The organism is Catenuloplanes nepalensis, assembly GCF_030811575.1.
Lineage (GTDB): Bacteria > Actinomycetota > Actinomycetes > Mycobacteriales > Micromonosporaceae > Catenuloplanes > Catenuloplanes nepalensis.
The window spans coordinates 3,701,715-3,718,925 of record NZ_JAUSRA010000001.1; the positions used below are offsets into that span (position 1 = coordinate 3,701,715).

A 17,211-nucleotide genomic window follows, 5' to 3' on the forward strand; every position below is an offset into this window, starting at 1 on the left:
TCGATTCCCCGGCGCGTACAACGACTGCCCATCGGGGTGAAATTCTCGTGCGCGCGGCCGATCTCTGTATTTTCCCCGCTCGCGCCGCCTCCGCGCGGGCCGATCCCGGACAGCGGATACAGTGGCGGCGTGGAGCGTCAGGCCCGGTTCGACATGGGTGGTTACGCCGGGTTCGACCAGCGGCCGTTCGCCGCGCACACGCTGAACAGCTGGGCCGGGCCCGGCTGGCGCGCGCTGCTCGTCCAGCGCTTCACCCACCCGGACGCGGCCGGTCACCTGGTCCTGCCGGCCTCCACCGACCACCACCTCTGGGTGCTCACCGCGGGCGCCGGCCGCATGCACGTGGACACCGGCGACGGCTGGCGGGAGACCGTGATCGCGCCCGGGACCGTGGGCCGCGCGCGGCCGGGCGTGGCGACCCGGGTGCGCTGGGCCGCCACCGCGCCGATGAGCAGCGTGCACGTCCACCTGCCGGCGGGCCTGGTCGGCCGGGTCGCGGCGGAGCTGGACGCGCCGGCCGTGACGTCCGTGGATCCGGCGCTGCTCGGCACGCTGCTGCCGTCGCTGGCCGCGGCCGCGGACCGCGGTGCCGATCCGTTCTACGCCGACTCGGCCGCGGAGTTCCTGGCCGCGCACCTGGTCACGGCCGCCGGTCGCGTCCCGCGGGTGGCCACGGACGCGCGCGTGCGCCGGGCCGTCGCGCTGATGCGGGAGCGCCTGGACCGGCCGCCGGCCGTGGCGGAGCTGGCCGCGGCGGCGGGGCTCAGCCCGTACCACTTCCTGCGGGTCTTCACGCGCGCGACCGGGCTGACGCCGCACCGCTACCTGATGCGGCTGCGCATCGGCGAGGCGCGCCGGCTGCTGGATCGCGGCGTGAGCGTGGCCGAGACCGCGGACCGCTGCGGGTTCTCCAGCCCGGCGCACCTGTCGGCCGCGTTCCTGCGCGAGGTCGGCGTGCGCCCGTCCCGTTACCGCTCGGCGTAGGCGGCGAGGCCGCGCGCCATCCGCCGCATGTACCAGGTCATGAACGGCCCCCACAGTGGACCGTTGCCGAACGTGCCGGTCCAGCGGATGTCGGTGCCGCCGTCCGGTCTCGGCCGCAGGTCCACGCTGGCCCGGTAGTCGCGGAGCGTGCCGCCGCCGTACTCCATCCGCCGGCCCGGCGTCAGCGCGGTGATCCGCTCGCGGCTGATCGTGCGCCCGGTCCGGAAGATGCGCACGTCGCCGGCCCGCTGCGGTGCCGCCGGGTCGCCGTCCTCCGCCTCGGCCGCGTCGATCGGTGACCATGCGGGCCAGGTGGCCGGCGTGATCAGAAGCTCGAAGATGACGTCCGCCGTCGCTGCCGATCGCGCGGACACGTCGTACCCGGTCATGCCCTGTGGTCCTCTCGAAGAATCCAGACCAGCCGACGGTACGACCGGGAGCGCCCCCGTCACGTACACCCGATTGCTTTCGATCGTCGAATTCGTGCCGCCGATCGGTCCATTGAGGATCGCAACGGTGGGAGGATCGCCGCGGCGGGCGGCGGATCGTGATGATGAGCCGCGCAAGCCTGATCCCGACGTACCGCTCGATGGGCTTCACCTCGGTCAGCCGCCGGATGCGGGCCGGCCGCGCCGAGTTCGAGGTGATGTCCGCCGGCACCGCGGACATCACCGGGCCGGTCCGGCGCCGGCTCCTGCGCCAGATCGCACAGCTCGGCGCGGACCGAGGGCTGGACATGCCGGTGGTGCGCGCGCAGGACCGCGAGACCGGCCGGGACCCGGCCTGACCGTCCGCCCCACGTCCTGGTGATCGTCCGGCCCGATCGGCGCATGCATTGATTAGCATGACTTCGAAACGGCGACAGCACACCCAGTGACGAGACTTTGCGGGAGGACGCCGGACATGGACATCGAAGCCACGATCGCCGGCCTGGGACACCTCATCGACGGCCGGATCGTCCGGAACGACGCGACGTTTCCGGTCGAGAACCCGGCCACCCGGTCGCCGATCGGCGACTGCCCGGAGGCGACCGACGACCTGGTCGACGCGGCGATCGCGGCGGCCCGGCGGGCGCAGCCTGGCTGGTACGCGGCCGGCGACCGGGAACGGCGCCGGGTGATCGGCGCGATGGCGGAGGCGCTGACCGAGCGCCTGGAGGCCGTGGTCGCGGTGTCCGCGCTGGAGAAGGGGGCGATGGGCGGCGCGATCGAGGCCTACGGCGGGCCGGCGTTCCTCGGTCATCACGCGGCGGCGCCGCTGCCGGTCGACGTCATCGAGGACAACGACGAGAGGCTGGTGCGGGTGGTCCGCAAGCCGGTCGGCGTGGTCGCCGCGATCACGCCGTGGAACTCGCCGATCCTGATCGCGTGCGTGAAGGTGGCCGGCGCGCTGCTGGCCGGGAACACGGTGGTGCTGAAGCCGTCGCCGTTCACGCCGTTCGCCACGCTGCTGCTCGGCGAGGTCTGGAAGGACGTCGTGCCGCCCGGCGTGGTGAATGTCGTGGCCGGCGGCGACGACACCGGGAAGGCGCTGGTCTCGCACCCGCACACCGCACTGATCTCGTTCACCGGCTCGGTCGAGGCCGGCCGGCACATCGCGGCCGTCGCGGCGCCCGCGCTGAAGCGGGTGGTGCTGGAGCTCGGCGGCAACGACGCCGCGATCGTGCTGCCGGACGTGGACGTCGACCTGGTCGCGGCGCAGCTGTTCACCTCCTCCATGATCATGAGTGGGCAGGTGTGCGCCGCGGTCAAGCGCCTCTACGTGCACGAGTCGATCTACCCGCGGATGGTGGAGGCGCTGGCCCGGCTGGCCGACGCGGCCACGCCGGTGCCGGAGTCCGCGGGCGGCTCGTTCGGCCCGATCTCGACCCGTCCGCAGTACGAGCGGGTGCGCCTGCTGCTCGACGACGCGCTCACGCACGGCGCGAAGCCGGCCAACGCGGGCGCGCGGGCGGACGGCGCCGGCTACTTCCAGGCGCCGATGATCCTGACCGGGGTGCGGCCGGGCATGCGCGTCGTGGACGAGGAGCAGTTCGGGCCGCTGCTGCCGGTGCTGAGCTTCCGCGACGTGGACGAGGCGATCGCGGCCGCGAACGACACGCCGTACGGGCTGTGCGGCTCGGTCTGGACCTCGGACATCGCGGCCGGTGAGCGGCTCGCCGCGCGGCTGGAGTGCGGCACCGCGTACGTGAACACGCACGCGGAGGTCGCGCCGCACATCCCGTTCGGCGGCGTGAAGGACTCCGGCATCGGGCGTGAGTGCGGGACGGCCGGCGTCGACGGCTACGCGGAGCTACAAACGCAGTACGTCTACAAGAACCCGGCGCGGGTCGCCACGGCACTGGAAAGCGGCGATCGGGTGGTCTAGCGTGGGTTCCGGATCCGCGGGTGCTCCCGCGGGCCGACGGCTCGGGCGGGAGGCGCAACCCGCCCGGGGTTGAGCACAGTGTGCTGGTCACCGTCGGCCCGGAGCGCGGTGTGCCGCGGCGGATCCGGTTCCGGCTCCCTCGCCCCGATCGGCTGACCGCCGCCCGGCTCTCCTGCCGTGGGCACCCGGCGGTCGCCGCGCACCGTCACGGCAACAGAACCGCCGCGGCACGCTCAGGCGCGCTGCGGCACCCGAGGGCACCGAGGGAGACAGACACATGGCGCGACCGATCACGCTGTTCACCGGCCAGTGGGCGGACCTGCCGTTCGAGGAGGTGTGCCGGCTCGCCTCGGAGTGGGGCTACGACGGCCTGGAGATCGCCTGCTGGGGCGATCACTTCGAGGTGGACAAGGCGCTGGCCGACGAGTCGTACGTGGACCGCAAGCGCGAGCAGCTCGCCAAGCACAACCTGCAGGTCTTCGCGATCTCCAACCATCTGGTCGGGCAGGCCGTCTGCGACCACCCGATCGACGAGCGGCACCAGGACATCCTGCCGGCCAGGATCTGGGGTGACGGCGAGCCGGAGGGCGTGCGGCAGCGCGCCGCCGCGGAGATCGCGGACACCGCGCGGGCCGCGGCGAAGCTGGGCGTGAAGACCGTGGTCGGGTTCACCGGCTCGTCCATCTGGCACACGCTGGCGATGTTCCCGCCGGTGCCGCCCGCGATGATCGAGCGCGGCTATCAGGACTTCGCGGACCGGTGGAACCCGATCCTGGACGTTTTCGACGAGGTCGGCGTGCGGTTCGCGCACGAGGTGCACCCGTCGGAGATCGCCTACGACTACTGGACGACGAAGCGGGCGCTCGCGGCGATCGGCAACCGCCCCGCGTTCGGCCTGAACTGGGACCCGTCGCACTTCGTGTGGCAGGAGCTGGACCCGGTGAACTTCATCCTGGACTTCGCCGACCGCATCTACCACGTGGACTGCAAGGACGCGAAGGTCCGCACCGGCGACGGGCGGCGCGGCCGGCTCTCCTCGCACCTGCCGTGGGCCGACCTGCGGCGCGGCTGGGACTTCGTCTCCACCGGCCACGGCGACGTGCCGTGGGAGGACTGCTTCCGCGCGCTGAACGCGATCGGCTACACCGGGCCGCTCTCGATCGAGTGGGAGGACGCCGGCATGGACCGCCTGGTCGGCGCGCCCGAGGCGCTGAAGTTCGTCCGGAACCTCGCGTTCGACGCGCCCGACGCGGCCTTCGACGCCGCCTTCTCCTCCGCCGACCGCTGACCGTCCGCCGCGGCACGGGCCGGGCTCCGCCGCACGGGCCGGGCTCCGCCGCACCGGCCGGGCTCCGCCGCACCGGCCGGGCTCCGCACCGGAGCCCGGCCGCTTGCCGTCAGCGGCGCAGCTTGGGCTGCACCGGCCCGATCAGGCCCGGTGCCGCCTTCGCGGCGGACGCCGCCGTGGTGATCGTCGGCTTCGTGGTCGTGAACAGCCACTCCTGGAACAGGTCGTCGAGCTGCTGCCCGGAGACCCGCTCCGCGAACGCGATGAACTGCGGTGTGGTGACGGTGCCACCGGCCCGCGACGACGCCCAACCCCTCAAGATCTTGAAGAACGCGGCATCGCCGACCCGGTTGCGCAGCACCTGCAGTGTCATCGCACCGCGCGTGTAGACCGGGCCGGCGAACAGCGCCTCCGGACCCGGGTCGCCGATCTCGACCTGCCAGAAGGAGGAATCCGCCGCGATGGCCGCGTAGTTCCCCTCGAAGATCTGCTGCGGGGTGGGGCCGCCCTCGTGCTCCGCCCACAGCCACTCCGCGTACGACGCGAAGCCCTCGTTGAGCCAGATGTCCTGCCAGCGGGCGAGCGCGAGACTGTCCCCGTACCACTGGTGGGCCAGCTCGTGCACGACCACGCCGGCGCCGCTCGCCGCGCTGCTGAAGAACGCCTTCGTGTAGATCGGCCGGGTCTGCGTCTCCAGCGCGAAGCCGAGCCCGTCGATGTCGTCGACGATGCCGCCGGAGGTGCGGAACGGGTACGGCCCGAACGTGTCCGACAGGAAGTCGATGATCTCCGGCTGCCGGGCGAAGGTGGCGTCGATGATGTCGCCGGTGGTGACGATGTCGTCGGCGTCACCGACGCTCCACTGTGCCGGGTTCGGCGCGGAGCCCTCCGGCGGGCCGCCCGGCGTCCAGCCGTCGAACGCGTCACCGTCCTCCTCGAAGGAGGTGTCGCCCTGCCCGGTGGAGACGACCACGTCGTCGATGAACACGCCGGCCGGGGTCACCACGTCGTCGTTGACGTAGGTCAGCGAGACCTCGACCTGTCCGCCGGCCCAGTCGCCCAGGTCGACCGACCACTCCTGCACGCCGTCGCTGGCGCCGGTCGCGGCGTTCCACTCACCGGTCGTGCCGGTCGCGGACGCGCAGGCACCGTCGGCGCCGGGCGTCACGTAGTGCAGCAGGAACGGGTGCAGCGCCTCCGCGTACGCACAGACCGCGCCGGTCGCGGTGGTGGTGTGGCCGTTCGTGTCCGGCAGCGTGGTCCAGTCGTCCTGGCCGGGCGTGCGCGCCTCGACCAGGAAGAAGTCCCAGTCGCCCTCGACCGCGAGCGTGGCGTCGAAGCCGAGCGTGGCACCGCCGGCCGGCACGTCGAGCGTGCGGGTCAGCCGCCGGTAGCCGGGCTCGCCGACGCCGCTGAGCGCGAACCGCTCGCCGGTGCTGGGCGCGGCCGGTGGCGCGTAGAGGTCCGGGTCGACCGCGTCCCAGTAGCGGATGCCACCGGACCGGTACGCGTTCAGCCGGAACTCGCCGACGTTGGCGGTGACCAGGTACGACGCCATCGGCTCGGGCGCGTCCCAGGTCCAGGTGGTCCAGCCGCCGCGGGTGCGGGTGCCGGTGAGCGCGCCGTTCGCGACCGCCTCGAGGCCCTGCGGCACGGTCAGCTTGATCGTGTAGGACGCCCTGTCGGTCGGGTGGTCGTTGACCGGGAACCAGGTGGCGGCCACGTCCGGCTGGCCGGCGATGAGCATGCCGTCGTCGGTGTGGAACACGCCGGTCCGCCCGAGGTTGGGGTCGTCGATCGTCTGCGGCACGCCGTCGTAGCGCACCACCACGGTGAACGACCGGTTCTTCGGCAGCCCGCGGCGCGGCGTCACGGTCAGCTCCGCGCCGTCGCGGGTCCACCGGGCGGGCGCGCCGTCGACGGTCAGCGACCGGATGGTCAGCCCGTCGAAGTCGAGGTTGAACGCGGAGAGGTTCTGCGTGGCGCGCGCGCTGATCGTCGCGGCGCCGGCCAGCACGTCGGTGGCCGGCGTGTAGCGCACGTCGAGGTCGTAGTGGCGGACGTCGTAACCGCCGTTGCCGTCGAGCGGGAAATACGGGTCGCCCACTCCGGGTGCGCCGGGCGTGAACCCGCCGCCGTGTGCCGCCGCGCCCTGCGCGCCGGTCAGCAGCATCGCCAGGATGACGGTGCCGATCAGGGTCGTCCTTCGCAGCATCCAAGCCCCCATGCTCGTCGATTCCGCTTGTGCCCCGCAGGGGACACTAGCGCCGAAAAGCGATCGAGGCATGCCCATAGTCGACTGCGTGGAAAAGTGGTCACGCTGTCGTGCACCGTGACCACCCCCGGTCAGAACGCGTACGGACCGAACCGGCCCCAGGCCACGAACGCGGCCAGGATCAGCAGCACCACGTTCGGCGCCAGTGCCGCGAACTCCGCGCGCCGCACGTGCACCACCATCGCCCCGGCCATGATCACGCCCAACCCGGTCGCGGCCAGCGGCACCAGGATCGGGGCGACGCTGAGCACGGCCGGCAGGATCAGCCCGGCCGCGCCGAGCAGTTCCAGCACGCCGATCACCCTGGGCACCCAGGCCGGCACGTCCGCGGCCCACGGCTGCGACGCGACGTACTTCTCGTGCGACAGGGCCAGCTTGAACGCGCCGGAGAACAGGAAGGCGGCGGCGAGCAGCCCGGCGGCGACCCAAAGAACGATGTTCATAACTCCCCAAGACTTCACATCAGTTAAACGGTGAAGTGAAACCTAGTGGCACTGCCTTAAACGCGCAAGTCATCCTGACTTCAGCGCTGAAGTTATACTGGGTCCGTGACCGACGAACCCCGCTGGCTCGAAGCCGACGAGCTGGAGGCTTGGAAGACGACGGCCGGGCTGCTCATGGCACTCCCCGCGGCGCTCGACGCCCAGCTGCAACGCGACGCCGGGATCAGCCACTTCGAATACCTGATCCTCGCCGGCCTGTCCGAGGCGCCCGAGCGCACCATGCGGATGAGCACGCTCGCCGCGCTGTGCGAGGGTTCCCTGCCGCGCCTCTCGCAGGCGGTCTCCCGCCTGGAGAAACGCGCGTGGGTACGACGTAGTCCCGACCCGGCCGACGGGCGCTACACGCTCGCGACCCTCACCGACGACGGCTGGGACAAGGTCGTCGCGACCGCGCCCGGCCACGTCGCGGAGGTCCGCCGGCTCGTCTTCGACCCGACCACCAAGGCGCAGGTCCGGCAGCTCGGCGACATCGCCACCCGGGTCATGCGCACGATCAACCCGCAGGGCCCCTGCTGAGGTCTTCCGGCTCAGCCACCCACCCGGCCGGCAGGGAGGCCCCCTCGGGGCCGACCGGTGCCCGCGGGAGCACTCGGAGAGCGACCACGCCGGAAGCGGGAAATCGGTTCGTGTTTCCGGTTTTCCGGGGCCTTCGAGGGTGGCGTGGACGCCGTACCGTGTCCGGTGTGAACGCGGGTGCGCGGCTCGGCATCGACTTCGGCACCTCCCACACCGTGGGGATGCTCGCGGTCGACGGCCGCCCGCCCACGCCGCTGCTGTTCGACGGCTCACCGCTGCTGCCGTCCGCGGTCTGGGCCGACCCGTCCGGCCGCCTCATCGTCGGCCGCGACGCCCAGCACGCCGCGCAGACCGACCCGGCCGGCTACGAGCCGCACCCGAAACGGCACATCGACGAGGAGACGATGCTGCTCGGCACCGCGCAGCCGTCCGTCGAGTCGGTGATCGGCACCGTGCTCGGCCACGTGGCCGCGGAGGCCGGCCGGGTCGCCGGCCGCCCGGTCGGCACCGTCGTGCTCACCCACCCCGCCGCCTGGGCCACGCAGCGCCGGCAACGCCTCGAGGCCGCGGCCCGCACCGTCTTCCCCGAGGTCACGCTGGTGCCCGAGCCGGTCGCCGCGGCCAGTTACGTGGTGCGGCGCGCCGCGGGCCGCATCCCGCCCGGCGGCCAGGTCGTCGTCTACGACTTCGGCGCCGGCACGTTCGACGTCTCCGTGGTCCGCGCGGAGCCGCACGGCCTGCGGGTGGTCGCCTCCGAGGGCCTGGACGACACCGGCGGCACGGACGTCGACGCCGCGGTCGTGGAACTGCTCGCTCGCACGTACGCGGCCCGCGACCCGGCCACCTGGCAGCGCCTCGCCGCACCGGCCGGCCGCGCGGACCGGCGCGCCGCCCGCACGCTGTGGGACGGCGCGCGTACCGCCAAGGAGGTGTTGTCCCGGGCCACCTCCACCGTGCTGCACGTGCCGATCTTCGACGAGGAGGCCCCGCTCGGCCGCGAGCAACTCGACCAGGCCGCCCGCCCGATCCTGGAACGCACACTGGTCGCGACCCGCCGCGTGGTGGCCGGCGCCGGCGGCACCCCGGCCGCCATCTTCCTGGTCGGCGGCGCGAGCCGCATGCCGCTGACCGCCTCACTGCTCTATCAGGCCCTGGGGGTACGCCCAACCCTGCTCGACCAGCCGGAACTCGTGGTCGCGGAGGGCGCGCTCTACGCGACCACCCCGACAGCGAGCCCGCCGCCCGCCGTGCCCGCGCCCGGAGTCCGCCAGCCCCCGGCCGGGCCCTGGCCCACCGGACACCAGCCGGGGGGACAGCAGGCGGGCGGGCCGCAGGCAGGCGGGCACCCGCCGGTCGCGCACCCGGCACGGTCGGCCCCGATCCCGCCGCAGGGCGGGCATCCGCCGGTTCCGTCGCAGGGCGGGTACCCGCCGGTCTCGCCGCAGGGCGGGCATCCGCCGGTTCCGTCGCAGGGCGGGCACTCGCCGGTCTCGCCGCAGGGCGGGCATCCGCCGGTTCCGTCGCAGGGCGGGCACTCGCCGGTCTCGCCGCAGGGCGGGCATCCGCCGGTTCCGTCGCAGGGCGGGCACTCGCCGGTCTCGCCGCAGGGCGGGCATCCGCCGGTTCCGTCGCAGGGCGGGCACTCGCCGGTCTCGCCGCAGGGCGGGTACCCACGGGTGATGCACGCGCCCGCTCAGTCGCCGGGATACCCGCCCGCGGCCGGGTATCCGCCGTCTCCCCCGCCCGAACATCCGGCTGCACCTCCACCCGGGCATCCGGCCGCGCAGTCCAGTGGGACGCCTCCCGGGCGCCCGGCTGCCTCCGGATATCAGGCCGCCTCCCCGCCCGGGTATCCGCCGGTCGCACCGGTCTCCGGGGCCGACGCACCCGTCTCCGGCGGCATGGCACCGGCCACCGGCATCCCCGCCTCGTCCGCCCGCCGCGGACTGGTCATCGCCATCGCCGTTGTCAGCGTCCTCACCCTGGCCCTGGCCACCTCACTCACGGTCCGCGCAGCCGCGACCGGCAGCTGGCCGTTCGCGGACGGCCCGTCCCCGGCCCCGTCGGTCAGCCCCGGCCTGGACCCGTGCGTGGTCGGCGTCTGGAAGCAGCAGAAGTACGTCATCGAGAACACCATCGACGGCGAGCCGACCGACTTCACCGGCTACGACACCGGCACCGACACCTACCGCGCCGACGGTACCTACGAGGTCGTCTACAGCGGCTCCCCGTTCAAGGCCACGGTCCGCGGCGACAACTGGGAGCACATCGTCACCGGTTCCATCACCGGCCGCTACACCACCACCGGCGGCGAGCTCACCGCCACCGACGCCACCGCCTCCGGCACGTCCAAACTCCTCCTCAACGGCAAACTCGACAACTCCCGCAACCTCACCACCAGCGACGATCCCTCCTCCTACGAATGTGACGACGACACCCTCGTCATCTACGGCACCTTCTACGGCGTCGAACTCACCCGCACCGCCGAGACACCCTGAGCCGTCGACCGGCGGCGGGCGGCGGCGATGATCTGTGCGGTCTGGTCCGGGGTCCGGTGGACGTCGTCGGCCATGAAGCGCAGGACCAACCAGCCGTCCCCCTTCAGCCGCCGCTCCCGCACGATGTCGTGCCGATGGGTGTCCCGGGCCCGATGGTGATCACCGTCGTACTCGATGGCGATTCGCAGATCGGGATAGGCCAGATCGACCCGGGCCAGCCACCGCCCGTCCGCTGTCGTCACGTCGTACTGGGCGGCCGGGCGCGGTAGGCCGGCATCCGTGATCAGGAGGCGGAGTAGCGTCTCCATCGGCGACTCGGCCAACGGCTCCGCCTCCGCCAGCCGTGCCGTGAAGAGCGCCACGCCCGGCCAGCCGGACCGGCGCATCGCATATGCCGCCAGCCGATCGGCCCTGACCAGCCTCCGGTGCAGCAACGCGTCCAACGCCACGATCGCGGCCCGCCGGCCCACCTGCCGTCCCAGGTCGAACGCCGTCCGTGCGGGAGACGTCACCGGCAACCCACCGAAGCTGACCACGTCACCATGCGGCAGCTGCTGATGCACTGCCCGGAGCCGTTCCTGTTCCCGCAGCCGCCGCGGTGGCGGAACGGTCACCGTCACCGCCGCACCGCGCGCCAGGATCCGGGCCCCGAACAGGTACGCCGCGCTCGCACCACTGATCGCCGCGCCCGCCGGCAGTATCAGGGCCGCGGCATCACACCACATTCGATGATCATCTGTGTCGAACTCCGCCGCGGCTACATAGACACCGTGAAACAGCCGTCGCCACGCGGGCGACTCCAGCTGCCGCCGGGACAGCAGGCCGGCCGTGACCGCCCGGCTGCCGCGAAACGGCAGAAACCGAAGCTCCTCCGGTATGGATGCTCGTCGAACCACTCCCGCATCCTGCCGTGCCCCTCCGACACTCCGCCAACGCCGCAAGATCCACGGTCGTATGAACGAAATCCACGTTATAAGGGCCACATAACGTGGATTTCGTTCATACGACGGATGATCTCTGCTCCGCAGAGCGACTTTGTCACGAAATTTCGGGTGCGAAGCGCCCGATCGGCCTGTTCACGATCGAGCGTCGGAAACGAGAGCCCAGCAACTCGCGCTCCCTGGATCCGGCATGCGCTCGGTACACATTCGCGCGGCAACGCAACGCGGCACGGCAACGCGGCACGGCAACGCGGCACGGCAACGCGGCACGGCAACGCGGCACGGCAACGCGGCACGGCAACGCGGCACGGCAACGCGGCACGGCAACGCGGCACGGCAACGCGGCACGGCAACGCGGCACGGCAACGCGGCACGGCAACGCGGCACGGCAACGCGGCACGGCAACGCGGCACGGCAACGCGGCACGGCAACGCGGCACGGCAACGCGGCACGGCAACGCGGCACGGCAACGCGGCACGGCAACGCGGCACGGCAACGCGGCACGGCAACGCGGCACGGCAACGCGGCACGGCAACGCGGCACGGCAACGCGGCACGGCAACGCGGCACGGCAACGCGGCACGGCAACGCGGCACGGCAACGCGGCACGGCAACGCGGCACGGCAACGCGGCACGGCAACGCGGCACGGCAACGCGGCACGGCAACGCGGCACGGCAACGCGGCACGGCGCGGCAACGCGGCACGGCGCGGCAACGCGGCACGGCGCGGCAACGCGGCACGGCGCGGCAACGCGGCACGGCGCGGCAACGCGGCACGGCGCGGCAACGCGGCACGGCGCGGCAACGCGGCACGGCGCGGCAACGCGGCACGGCGCGGCAACGCGGCACGGCGCGGCAACGCGGCACGGCGCGGCAACGCGGCACGGCGCGGCAACGCGGCACGGCGCGGCAACGCGGCACGGCGCGGCAACGCGGCACGGCGCGGCAACGCGGCACGGCGCGGCAACGCGGCACGGCGCGGCAACGCGGCACGGCAGCGCGGCACGGCAACGCGGCACGGCAACGCGGCGCGCAGCACGGCAGTGCCATGTGATGGCGCGGCGTCGCAATGTGACGGCGCGGCGCGGCAGCGTGGTGACCGCCGGGTCAGCCCGGCGGTGGGGTGCGGGACGGGGGTGGTGCGGGAGTGGGCCACGGAGGCGGCCGGCGGCCGGATCGCGGAGCGCCGCCGGGGAGAGGACGCGCTGGTGCGTACCCGGGAAGGGGTTTTGGGTTATGAAAGGCGGTGGATGGTGCGGGTGGCGAGTTCGGTGAGGGCGGCGGCGGACTCGGGGGTGATGGGGGCGGCGGCGAGGGCGGCGTGGGCGGCCTCGGCGCGGATGTGGATCATGCGTTCGGTGCGGGTGAGGGCGCCGGTGTCGATGAGGATCTGGCGGAGCGTGGCGGCGGCGGGCTCGTCGAGGAGCGGGTCGCCGACCAGGCGGTCGAGTTGTGCGGCCTGGGCCGGGGTGGCGTGGTCGCGGGCGAGCGCGAGCATCACCGTCTGCTTGCCCTCGCGGAGGTCGTCGAGCGCGGGTTTGCCGGTGATCGCGGGGTCGCCGAACACGCCCAGGATGTCGTCGCGGAGCTGGAACGCGTCGCCGAGTGGGTCGCCGAACGCACGGTAGGCGGCGAGCAGGTCATCGCCGGCACCGGCCAGCGCGGCGCCGATCTGCAACGGGCGGGTGACGGTGTAGCGGGCGGCCTTCATCCGGACCACGGTGAGCGCGTCCGCGACCGTGCCGGCGCCGGCGCCGGCGCGCAGGTCGAGGTACTGCCCGGCGATCACCTCGGTGCGCATGCGGGCGAACAGCGCGGCGCCGCGCCGGTCCCGGTCGGCCACGGCGAACAGTTCGTCGGCCCATGCGGCCAGCAGGTCGCCGACGAGCAGCGCGGCACCGGCGCCATAGGCACCGGAGGAGCCGCGCCAGCCGCGCCGGTGATGCTCGTCGGCGAGCCGGCGGTGCACGGACGGCTCGCCGCGGCGCAGGTCACTGCCGTCCATGATGTCGTCGTGGATCAGCGCGAACGCGTGGAACAGTTCCAGCGCGGCCGCGGCGGACACGATCTCCGGGCCGTCGTCGCCGCCCGCACCGCGCCAGCCCCAGTAGCAGAACATCGGGCGCAGCCGCTTGCCGCCGTGCAGCACGAACCGGCGCATCATGTCGAACACGGCCGGGTCCGGCCAGTCCGGGCGCTGCCGGTCCAGCCAGTCCGCCAGCGCGGTCTCGCAGCGTTCCCGCAGCGCGCCGGCGTTCGCGACGACGTCGGCCGTCATCGGCGGCCCTCCCTAGTCGATGGAGACAGCGTCATGGGTGAGCCCGGCCGCGCGCAACAGCAGATCCTTCACCTGTACGGCTTCGAAGCGCTCCCGGGCGAGCGCCGGATCGGAGCAGATCAGCACCGGGCCGTCCTGCGGGCCGGCCGGGAGCCGGCCGTGCGAGCCGCGGACCGCGCGAGCGCCGGCGTCCAGGCCGACCGGGTTCATCAGGTAGCGGAAGCCGGTCTTCTTGCGCAGCAGGGCCGCCGCGGCCCGCATCTTCGCGGCGCCGGGATTCGCCGGGTCGAAGAACAGCTCGGCCGGGTCGTAGCCGGGCTTACGGTGGATCTCGACGGCCCGGGCGAAGTCGGGGGCACGGGCGTCGTCGAGCCAGTAGTAGTAGGTGAACCAGGCGTCCGGGTCCGCGATCAGCACGAGGTCACCGGCCCGCTCGTGGTCGAGGCCGTGCGCCTGCTTCCCGGCCTTGTCCAGGACCGCGTCGACGCCGGGCAGCTTCTCGCACAGCGCGCGCACGCGCTCCACCGAAGCCGGGTCCCGGACGTAGACGTGCGCGATCTGATGGTCGGCGACGGCGAACGCGGCGGAGGTCCACGGATCGAGGTATTCCATGCCGTCCTGCGTGTAAACGTGGAGAAGTCCCTCGGTGCGCAGCAGACGGTTGATGTCGACCGGGCGGTGCGCGTCGGTGATCCCGTACTCGGACAGCGCGACCACGGTGGCGTTTCGGGCCGCGGCCGCATCGAGCAGCGGGGCCAGGATCTCGTCCACCGCGCGGGCAGCCGCGGCCGCCTCCGGTGAGGACGGGCCGAATCGTTGCAGGTCGTAGTCTAGGTGCGGCACGTAGACCAGCGTCAGGTCCGGATCGTGGTCTGCCATGATCTGCTCGGCGGCACGGCAGATCCAGGTGGACGACGCGATCCCGGCGTTCGGGCCCCAGTAGGTGAACAGCGGGAACTCGCCGAGTCTCGCGGTCAGCTCGTCGTGCAGGTCCGGCGGAGACGTGTAGCAGTCCGGTTCCTTGCGGCCGTCGGAGTAGTAGATCGGGCGGGGCGTGACCGTCCAGTCCACGTCCGCGCCCATCGCGTACCACCAGCACACGTTCGCGACCGTGTAGCCGGGCCGGGCCGCGCGCGCCGCGTCCCACAGCTTCTCGCCCTGGACGAGTCGGTTGTGCTGCCGCCACAGGAAGACCTCGCCGAGGTCACGGAAGTACCAGCCGTTGCCGACGATCCCGTGCTCGGACGGCATCAGGCCGGTCAGGAACGTCGACTGCGCCGAGCAGGTCACGGCCGGCAGCACGGTGCCCAGCTCGGCCTGGAAGCCGATCGCGGACAGCCGGGGCATGTGGGCGAGCAGGCGCGGGGTCAGCCCGACCACGTCGAGCACGAGCAGCGGGGTGGTCATCGGGTCGCCTCCACGGTGTGCGTCAGTCCGAGCGTCGTCAGCAGATCCCGCGCGTACGCCAGCTCGGCCGCGATCCCACCGGCCAGCTCGTCCGGTGTGGACGGTCGTCGCGTGGGCGGCAGCACGCCCCAGGTGTAGGTCTCCACGTCCAGGTGGTCGCAGCGCGCGGCCGGCCCGGACACGATCTCTCGCAACGCGTCGGTCAGCACGCCGGTGGTCGCCCGCAGCGGCGGGATCGGCTCGGCGTGCAGCGGCACGTGGTAGTGCACCCGCCACGGACCATCATCCATCGTGGACAGCGCCTCGTCGAGGTCGTCGGTGGCGAGGCCTGACGGTGACCGCGTCTGGTGCAGGAAACGCGGCTCGACATACCCCTGCAGCACCTGCGCGTCCGCGACCGGGTCGGTGCTCTCCAGCGCGGCCGACACCTGCACCTTCACCACCGGCACGCCCGCCGCGTCCAGCCTGCCCAGGGCTTCGCGCGGGTCCTCCCAGGCACACGCGAGGTGTGCCAGGTCCAGGCATACGCCCAGGCGCGACGTGTCCACAGTGCTTAGTAGGTCGGCCGCCTGCGCGGTCGACTCGATGGCACAGCCCGGTTCAGGTTCGAAAGCCACCCGCACGGTACGGCCGGAGCGCCGTTCCAGCGCGGCCAGCCCGTCGGCGAGCGCACCCAGACTGTTGTGGCACCGCTGCCGTGTCGGCGCGTCCCACGGCGTGCGCCAGGCCAGCGGCAGCGTGGAGATCGAGCCCCGGGCCGCGTCCTCCGGCAACAGCTGCGCCAGCACCTCGGCCAGGTCCAGTGTGTACCGCAGGCGCTCCGGCTCGGACCAGTCCGGGTAGTAGACCGCGTGCTTCACCACCGGGGCCTGGAACGCCTGGTACGGGAAGCCGTTCAGCGTCACCACCTCGAGGCCGCGAGCGCTCAGCTCCGCGCGCAGCCGGTGCACGGCCATCCGGTCCGCGGCCAGGCCCGCCGCGACCGGTGCCGCGAGCCACAATCCGAGACCCAGCACGGGTACGCCGAGGCGCTCCCGGACCGGGACCGCGTAGGTGTCGAACTGGGCCACGATGCCGGGCAGATCCTCGGCCGGGTGGACGTTCGTGCAGTATCCGAGGTGGACGGTCGAGCCGTCCGGGTGCCGCAGTCGCATCTTCAGGAGCCTCCCCGCAGGATCGAGCTGCCCTCGTACGTACCCTCGGCAGGTTTCAGGTCTGTCAGGTCAAGGCGCCCGGACTGGCCGTAGAACTCGGCCGGGTTGCGCCACAGCACGCGGTCCACGTCGTCGTACGTGAACCCGGCCGCGCGCATCGCCTCCGCGGTGCGGACGGTCAGCAGCGGGTCGGACCTACCCCAGTCCGCGGCCGAGTTCACCAGCGTGCGGTCCAAGCCGTACTCCTTGAGGATCTCCACCATCCGCGGCGGCGACATCTTCGTGTCCGGGTAGATGGAGAAGCCGGCCCAGCAGCCCGCGTCCTTGACCGCCTCGACCGTGACCTCGTTCAGGTGGTCGATCACCACGAACTCGGGCCGGATGCCGGACTCGGCGACCACGTCCAGGCTGCGTGCGGTGCCGCGGGCCTTGTCCCGGTGCGGCGTGTGCACCAGCGCGGGCAGGCCGGCCTCGACCGCCATCGCCAGCTGCCGGGTGAACGCGTCGTCCTCGTCCGCGGTCATCGAGTCGTAGCCGATCTCGCCGACCGCGACCACACCGTCCTTGGCCAGATAGCGTGGCACCAGGTCGAGCACCGGGCGGCACCGCGGATCGTTGGCCTCCTTCGGGTTCAGCGCGATCGTCGCGTGGTGCCGCACCCCGAACTGCGAGGCACGGTACGGCTCCCAGCCGACCAGCGAGTCGAAGTAGTCGGCGAACGAGCCCGGCCCGGTCCGCGGCTGCCCCAGCCAGAAGGCCGGCTCCACCACCGCCACGATCCCGGCCGCCGCCATCGCCGCGTAGTCGTCCGTCGTCCGCGACGTCATGTGAATGTGCGGGTCGAAGATCCGCATCCCCGTCTCCTCTCCCTGGTTCACTTCGCCTCACGCCCGATCCCGTCGCGGCGCGTCGTCCCCGTCGCACCGCCGTCGCACGCGGAACCGGCTGATTCACCGGCCGTCACCCAGCCGTCCGCATCGATCGCCGGCGCCGCGCCGTCC

The 17,211-nt window shown here is 72.9% G+C and carries 15 protein-coding genes; 7 read left to right on the forward strand and 8 right to left on the reverse strand.

The features are described 5' to 3' along the window. Positions 1-129: 129 nt before the first annotated feature. Complete coding sequence (locus tag J2S43_RS15855) at positions 130-984, forward strand: AraC family transcriptional regulator (RefSeq protein WP_306829883.1); 855 nt, start codon at positions 130-132, stop codon at positions 982-984. On the opposite strand, the gene J2S43_RS15860 is transcribed toward J2S43_RS15855, so the two are convergent. Beyond that, the gene (locus J2S43_RS15860; RefSeq protein WP_306829885.1) at positions 969-1,373 is read right to left on the reverse strand and encodes an SRPBCC family protein; all 405 of its coding nucleotides are present in this window, start codon (positions 1,371-1,373) and stop codon (positions 969-971) included. The two genes, J2S43_RS15855 and J2S43_RS15860, sit on opposite strands and share 16 nt — an antisense overlap. A gap of 164 nt (positions 1,374-1,537) precedes the next feature. On the opposite strand from J2S43_RS15860, the gene J2S43_RS15865 reads away from it, so the two are divergent. The 3 genes from J2S43_RS15865 (at position 1,538) to J2S43_RS15875 (ending at position 4,639) form a co-directional block, all read left to right on the forward strand. Then, complete coding sequence (locus J2S43_RS15865) at positions 1,538-1,771, forward strand: hypothetical protein (protein ID WP_306829886.1); 234 nt, start codon at positions 1,538-1,540, stop codon at positions 1,769-1,771. A 116-nt stretch (positions 1,772-1,887) separates the two neighbouring features. Continuing rightward, on the forward strand, positions 1,888-3,351 hold the full coding sequence (locus J2S43_RS15870; protein WP_306829888.1) for an aldehyde dehydrogenase family protein: 1,464 nt from the start codon (positions 1,888-1,890) through the stop codon (positions 3,349-3,351). A 277-nt stretch (positions 3,352-3,628) separates the two neighbouring features. Beyond that, complete coding sequence (locus J2S43_RS15875) at positions 3,629-4,639, forward strand: sugar phosphate isomerase/epimerase family protein (RefSeq protein ID WP_306829891.1); 1,011 nt, start codon at positions 3,629-3,631, stop codon at positions 4,637-4,639. Positions 4,640-4,748: 109 nt separating this feature from the next. Here the strand turns inward: J2S43_RS15875 and J2S43_RS15880 are convergent, their stop codons facing one another. Continuing rightward, positions 4,749-6,854 carry a M1 family metallopeptidase gene (locus J2S43_RS15880; RefSeq protein ID WP_306829893.1) on the reverse strand — a complete coding sequence of 702 codons (2,106 nt, stop codon included), beginning with the start codon at positions 6,852-6,854 and terminating at the stop codon, positions 4,749-4,751. Between the two features lie 131 nt (positions 6,855-6,985). Next, a complete protein-coding gene (locus J2S43_RS15885) occupies positions 6,986-7,357 on the reverse strand; it encodes a DoxX family protein (RefSeq protein WP_306829895.1) in 372 nt (123 codons plus the stop codon). Between the two features lie 105 nt (positions 7,358-7,462). On the opposite strand from J2S43_RS15885, the gene J2S43_RS15890 reads away from it, so the two are divergent. Together J2S43_RS15890 and J2S43_RS15895 are read left to right on the forward strand one after the other, a co-directional pair. Beyond that, a complete protein-coding gene (locus J2S43_RS15890; RefSeq protein ID WP_306829897.1) occupies positions 7,463-7,933 on the forward strand; it encodes a MarR family winged helix-turn-helix transcriptional regulator in 471 nt (156 codons plus the stop codon). A gap of 167 nt (positions 7,934-8,100) precedes the next feature. Beyond that, positions 8,101-10,431 carry an Hsp70 family protein gene (locus J2S43_RS15895; RefSeq protein ID WP_306829899.1) on the forward strand — a complete coding sequence of 777 codons (2,331 nt, stop codon included), beginning with the start codon at positions 8,101-8,103 and terminating at the stop codon, positions 10,429-10,431. Here the strand turns inward: J2S43_RS15895 and J2S43_RS15900 are convergent. After that, positions 10,392-11,156, reverse strand: coding sequence for an endonuclease domain-containing protein (locus J2S43_RS15900; RefSeq protein WP_306829901.1), 765 nt, complete (start codon positions 11,154-11,156; stop codon positions 10,392-10,394). The two genes, J2S43_RS15895 and J2S43_RS15900, sit on opposite strands and share 40 nt — an antisense overlap. A 285-nt stretch (positions 11,157-11,441) precedes the next feature. Between J2S43_RS15900 and J2S43_RS15905 the strand changes: the two genes are divergently transcribed. Beyond that, positions 11,442-12,425 carry a hypothetical protein gene (locus tag J2S43_RS15905; RefSeq protein ID WP_306829903.1) on the forward strand — a complete coding sequence of 328 codons (984 nt, stop codon included), beginning with the start codon at positions 11,442-11,444 and terminating at the stop codon, positions 12,423-12,425. Positions 12,426-12,605: 180 nt separating this feature from the next. Here J2S43_RS15905 and J2S43_RS15910 read toward each other — a convergent pair whose 3' ends face one another. From J2S43_RS15910 to J2S43_RS15925, 4 genes are read right to left on the reverse strand one after another with little or no spacing between them, the layout of a single operon-like run. Further along, the gene (locus J2S43_RS15910) at positions 12,606-13,649 is read right to left on the reverse strand and encodes a polyprenyl synthetase family protein (protein WP_306829905.1); all 1,044 of its coding nucleotides are present in this window, start codon (positions 13,647-13,649) and stop codon (positions 12,606-12,608) included. A gap of 12 nt (positions 13,650-13,661) precedes the next feature. Then, complete coding sequence (locus J2S43_RS15915; protein WP_306829906.1) at positions 13,662-15,056, reverse strand: alkaline phosphatase family protein; 1,395 nt, start codon at positions 15,054-15,056, stop codon at positions 13,662-13,664. Continuing rightward, on the reverse strand, positions 15,053-16,210 hold the full coding sequence (gene eboE, locus J2S43_RS15920; RefSeq protein WP_306829908.1) for a metabolite traffic protein EboE: 1,158 nt from the start codon (positions 16,208-16,210) through the stop codon (positions 15,053-15,055). Before eboE ends, J2S43_RS15915 begins: the two co-directional genes overlap by 4 nt. A gap of 2 nt (positions 16,211-16,212) precedes the next feature. After that, positions 16,213-17,064, reverse strand: coding sequence for a TatD family hydrolase (locus J2S43_RS15925; RefSeq protein ID WP_306829910.1), 852 nt, complete (start codon positions 17,062-17,064; stop codon positions 16,213-16,215). Positions 17,065-17,211: the final 147 nt, after the last annotated feature.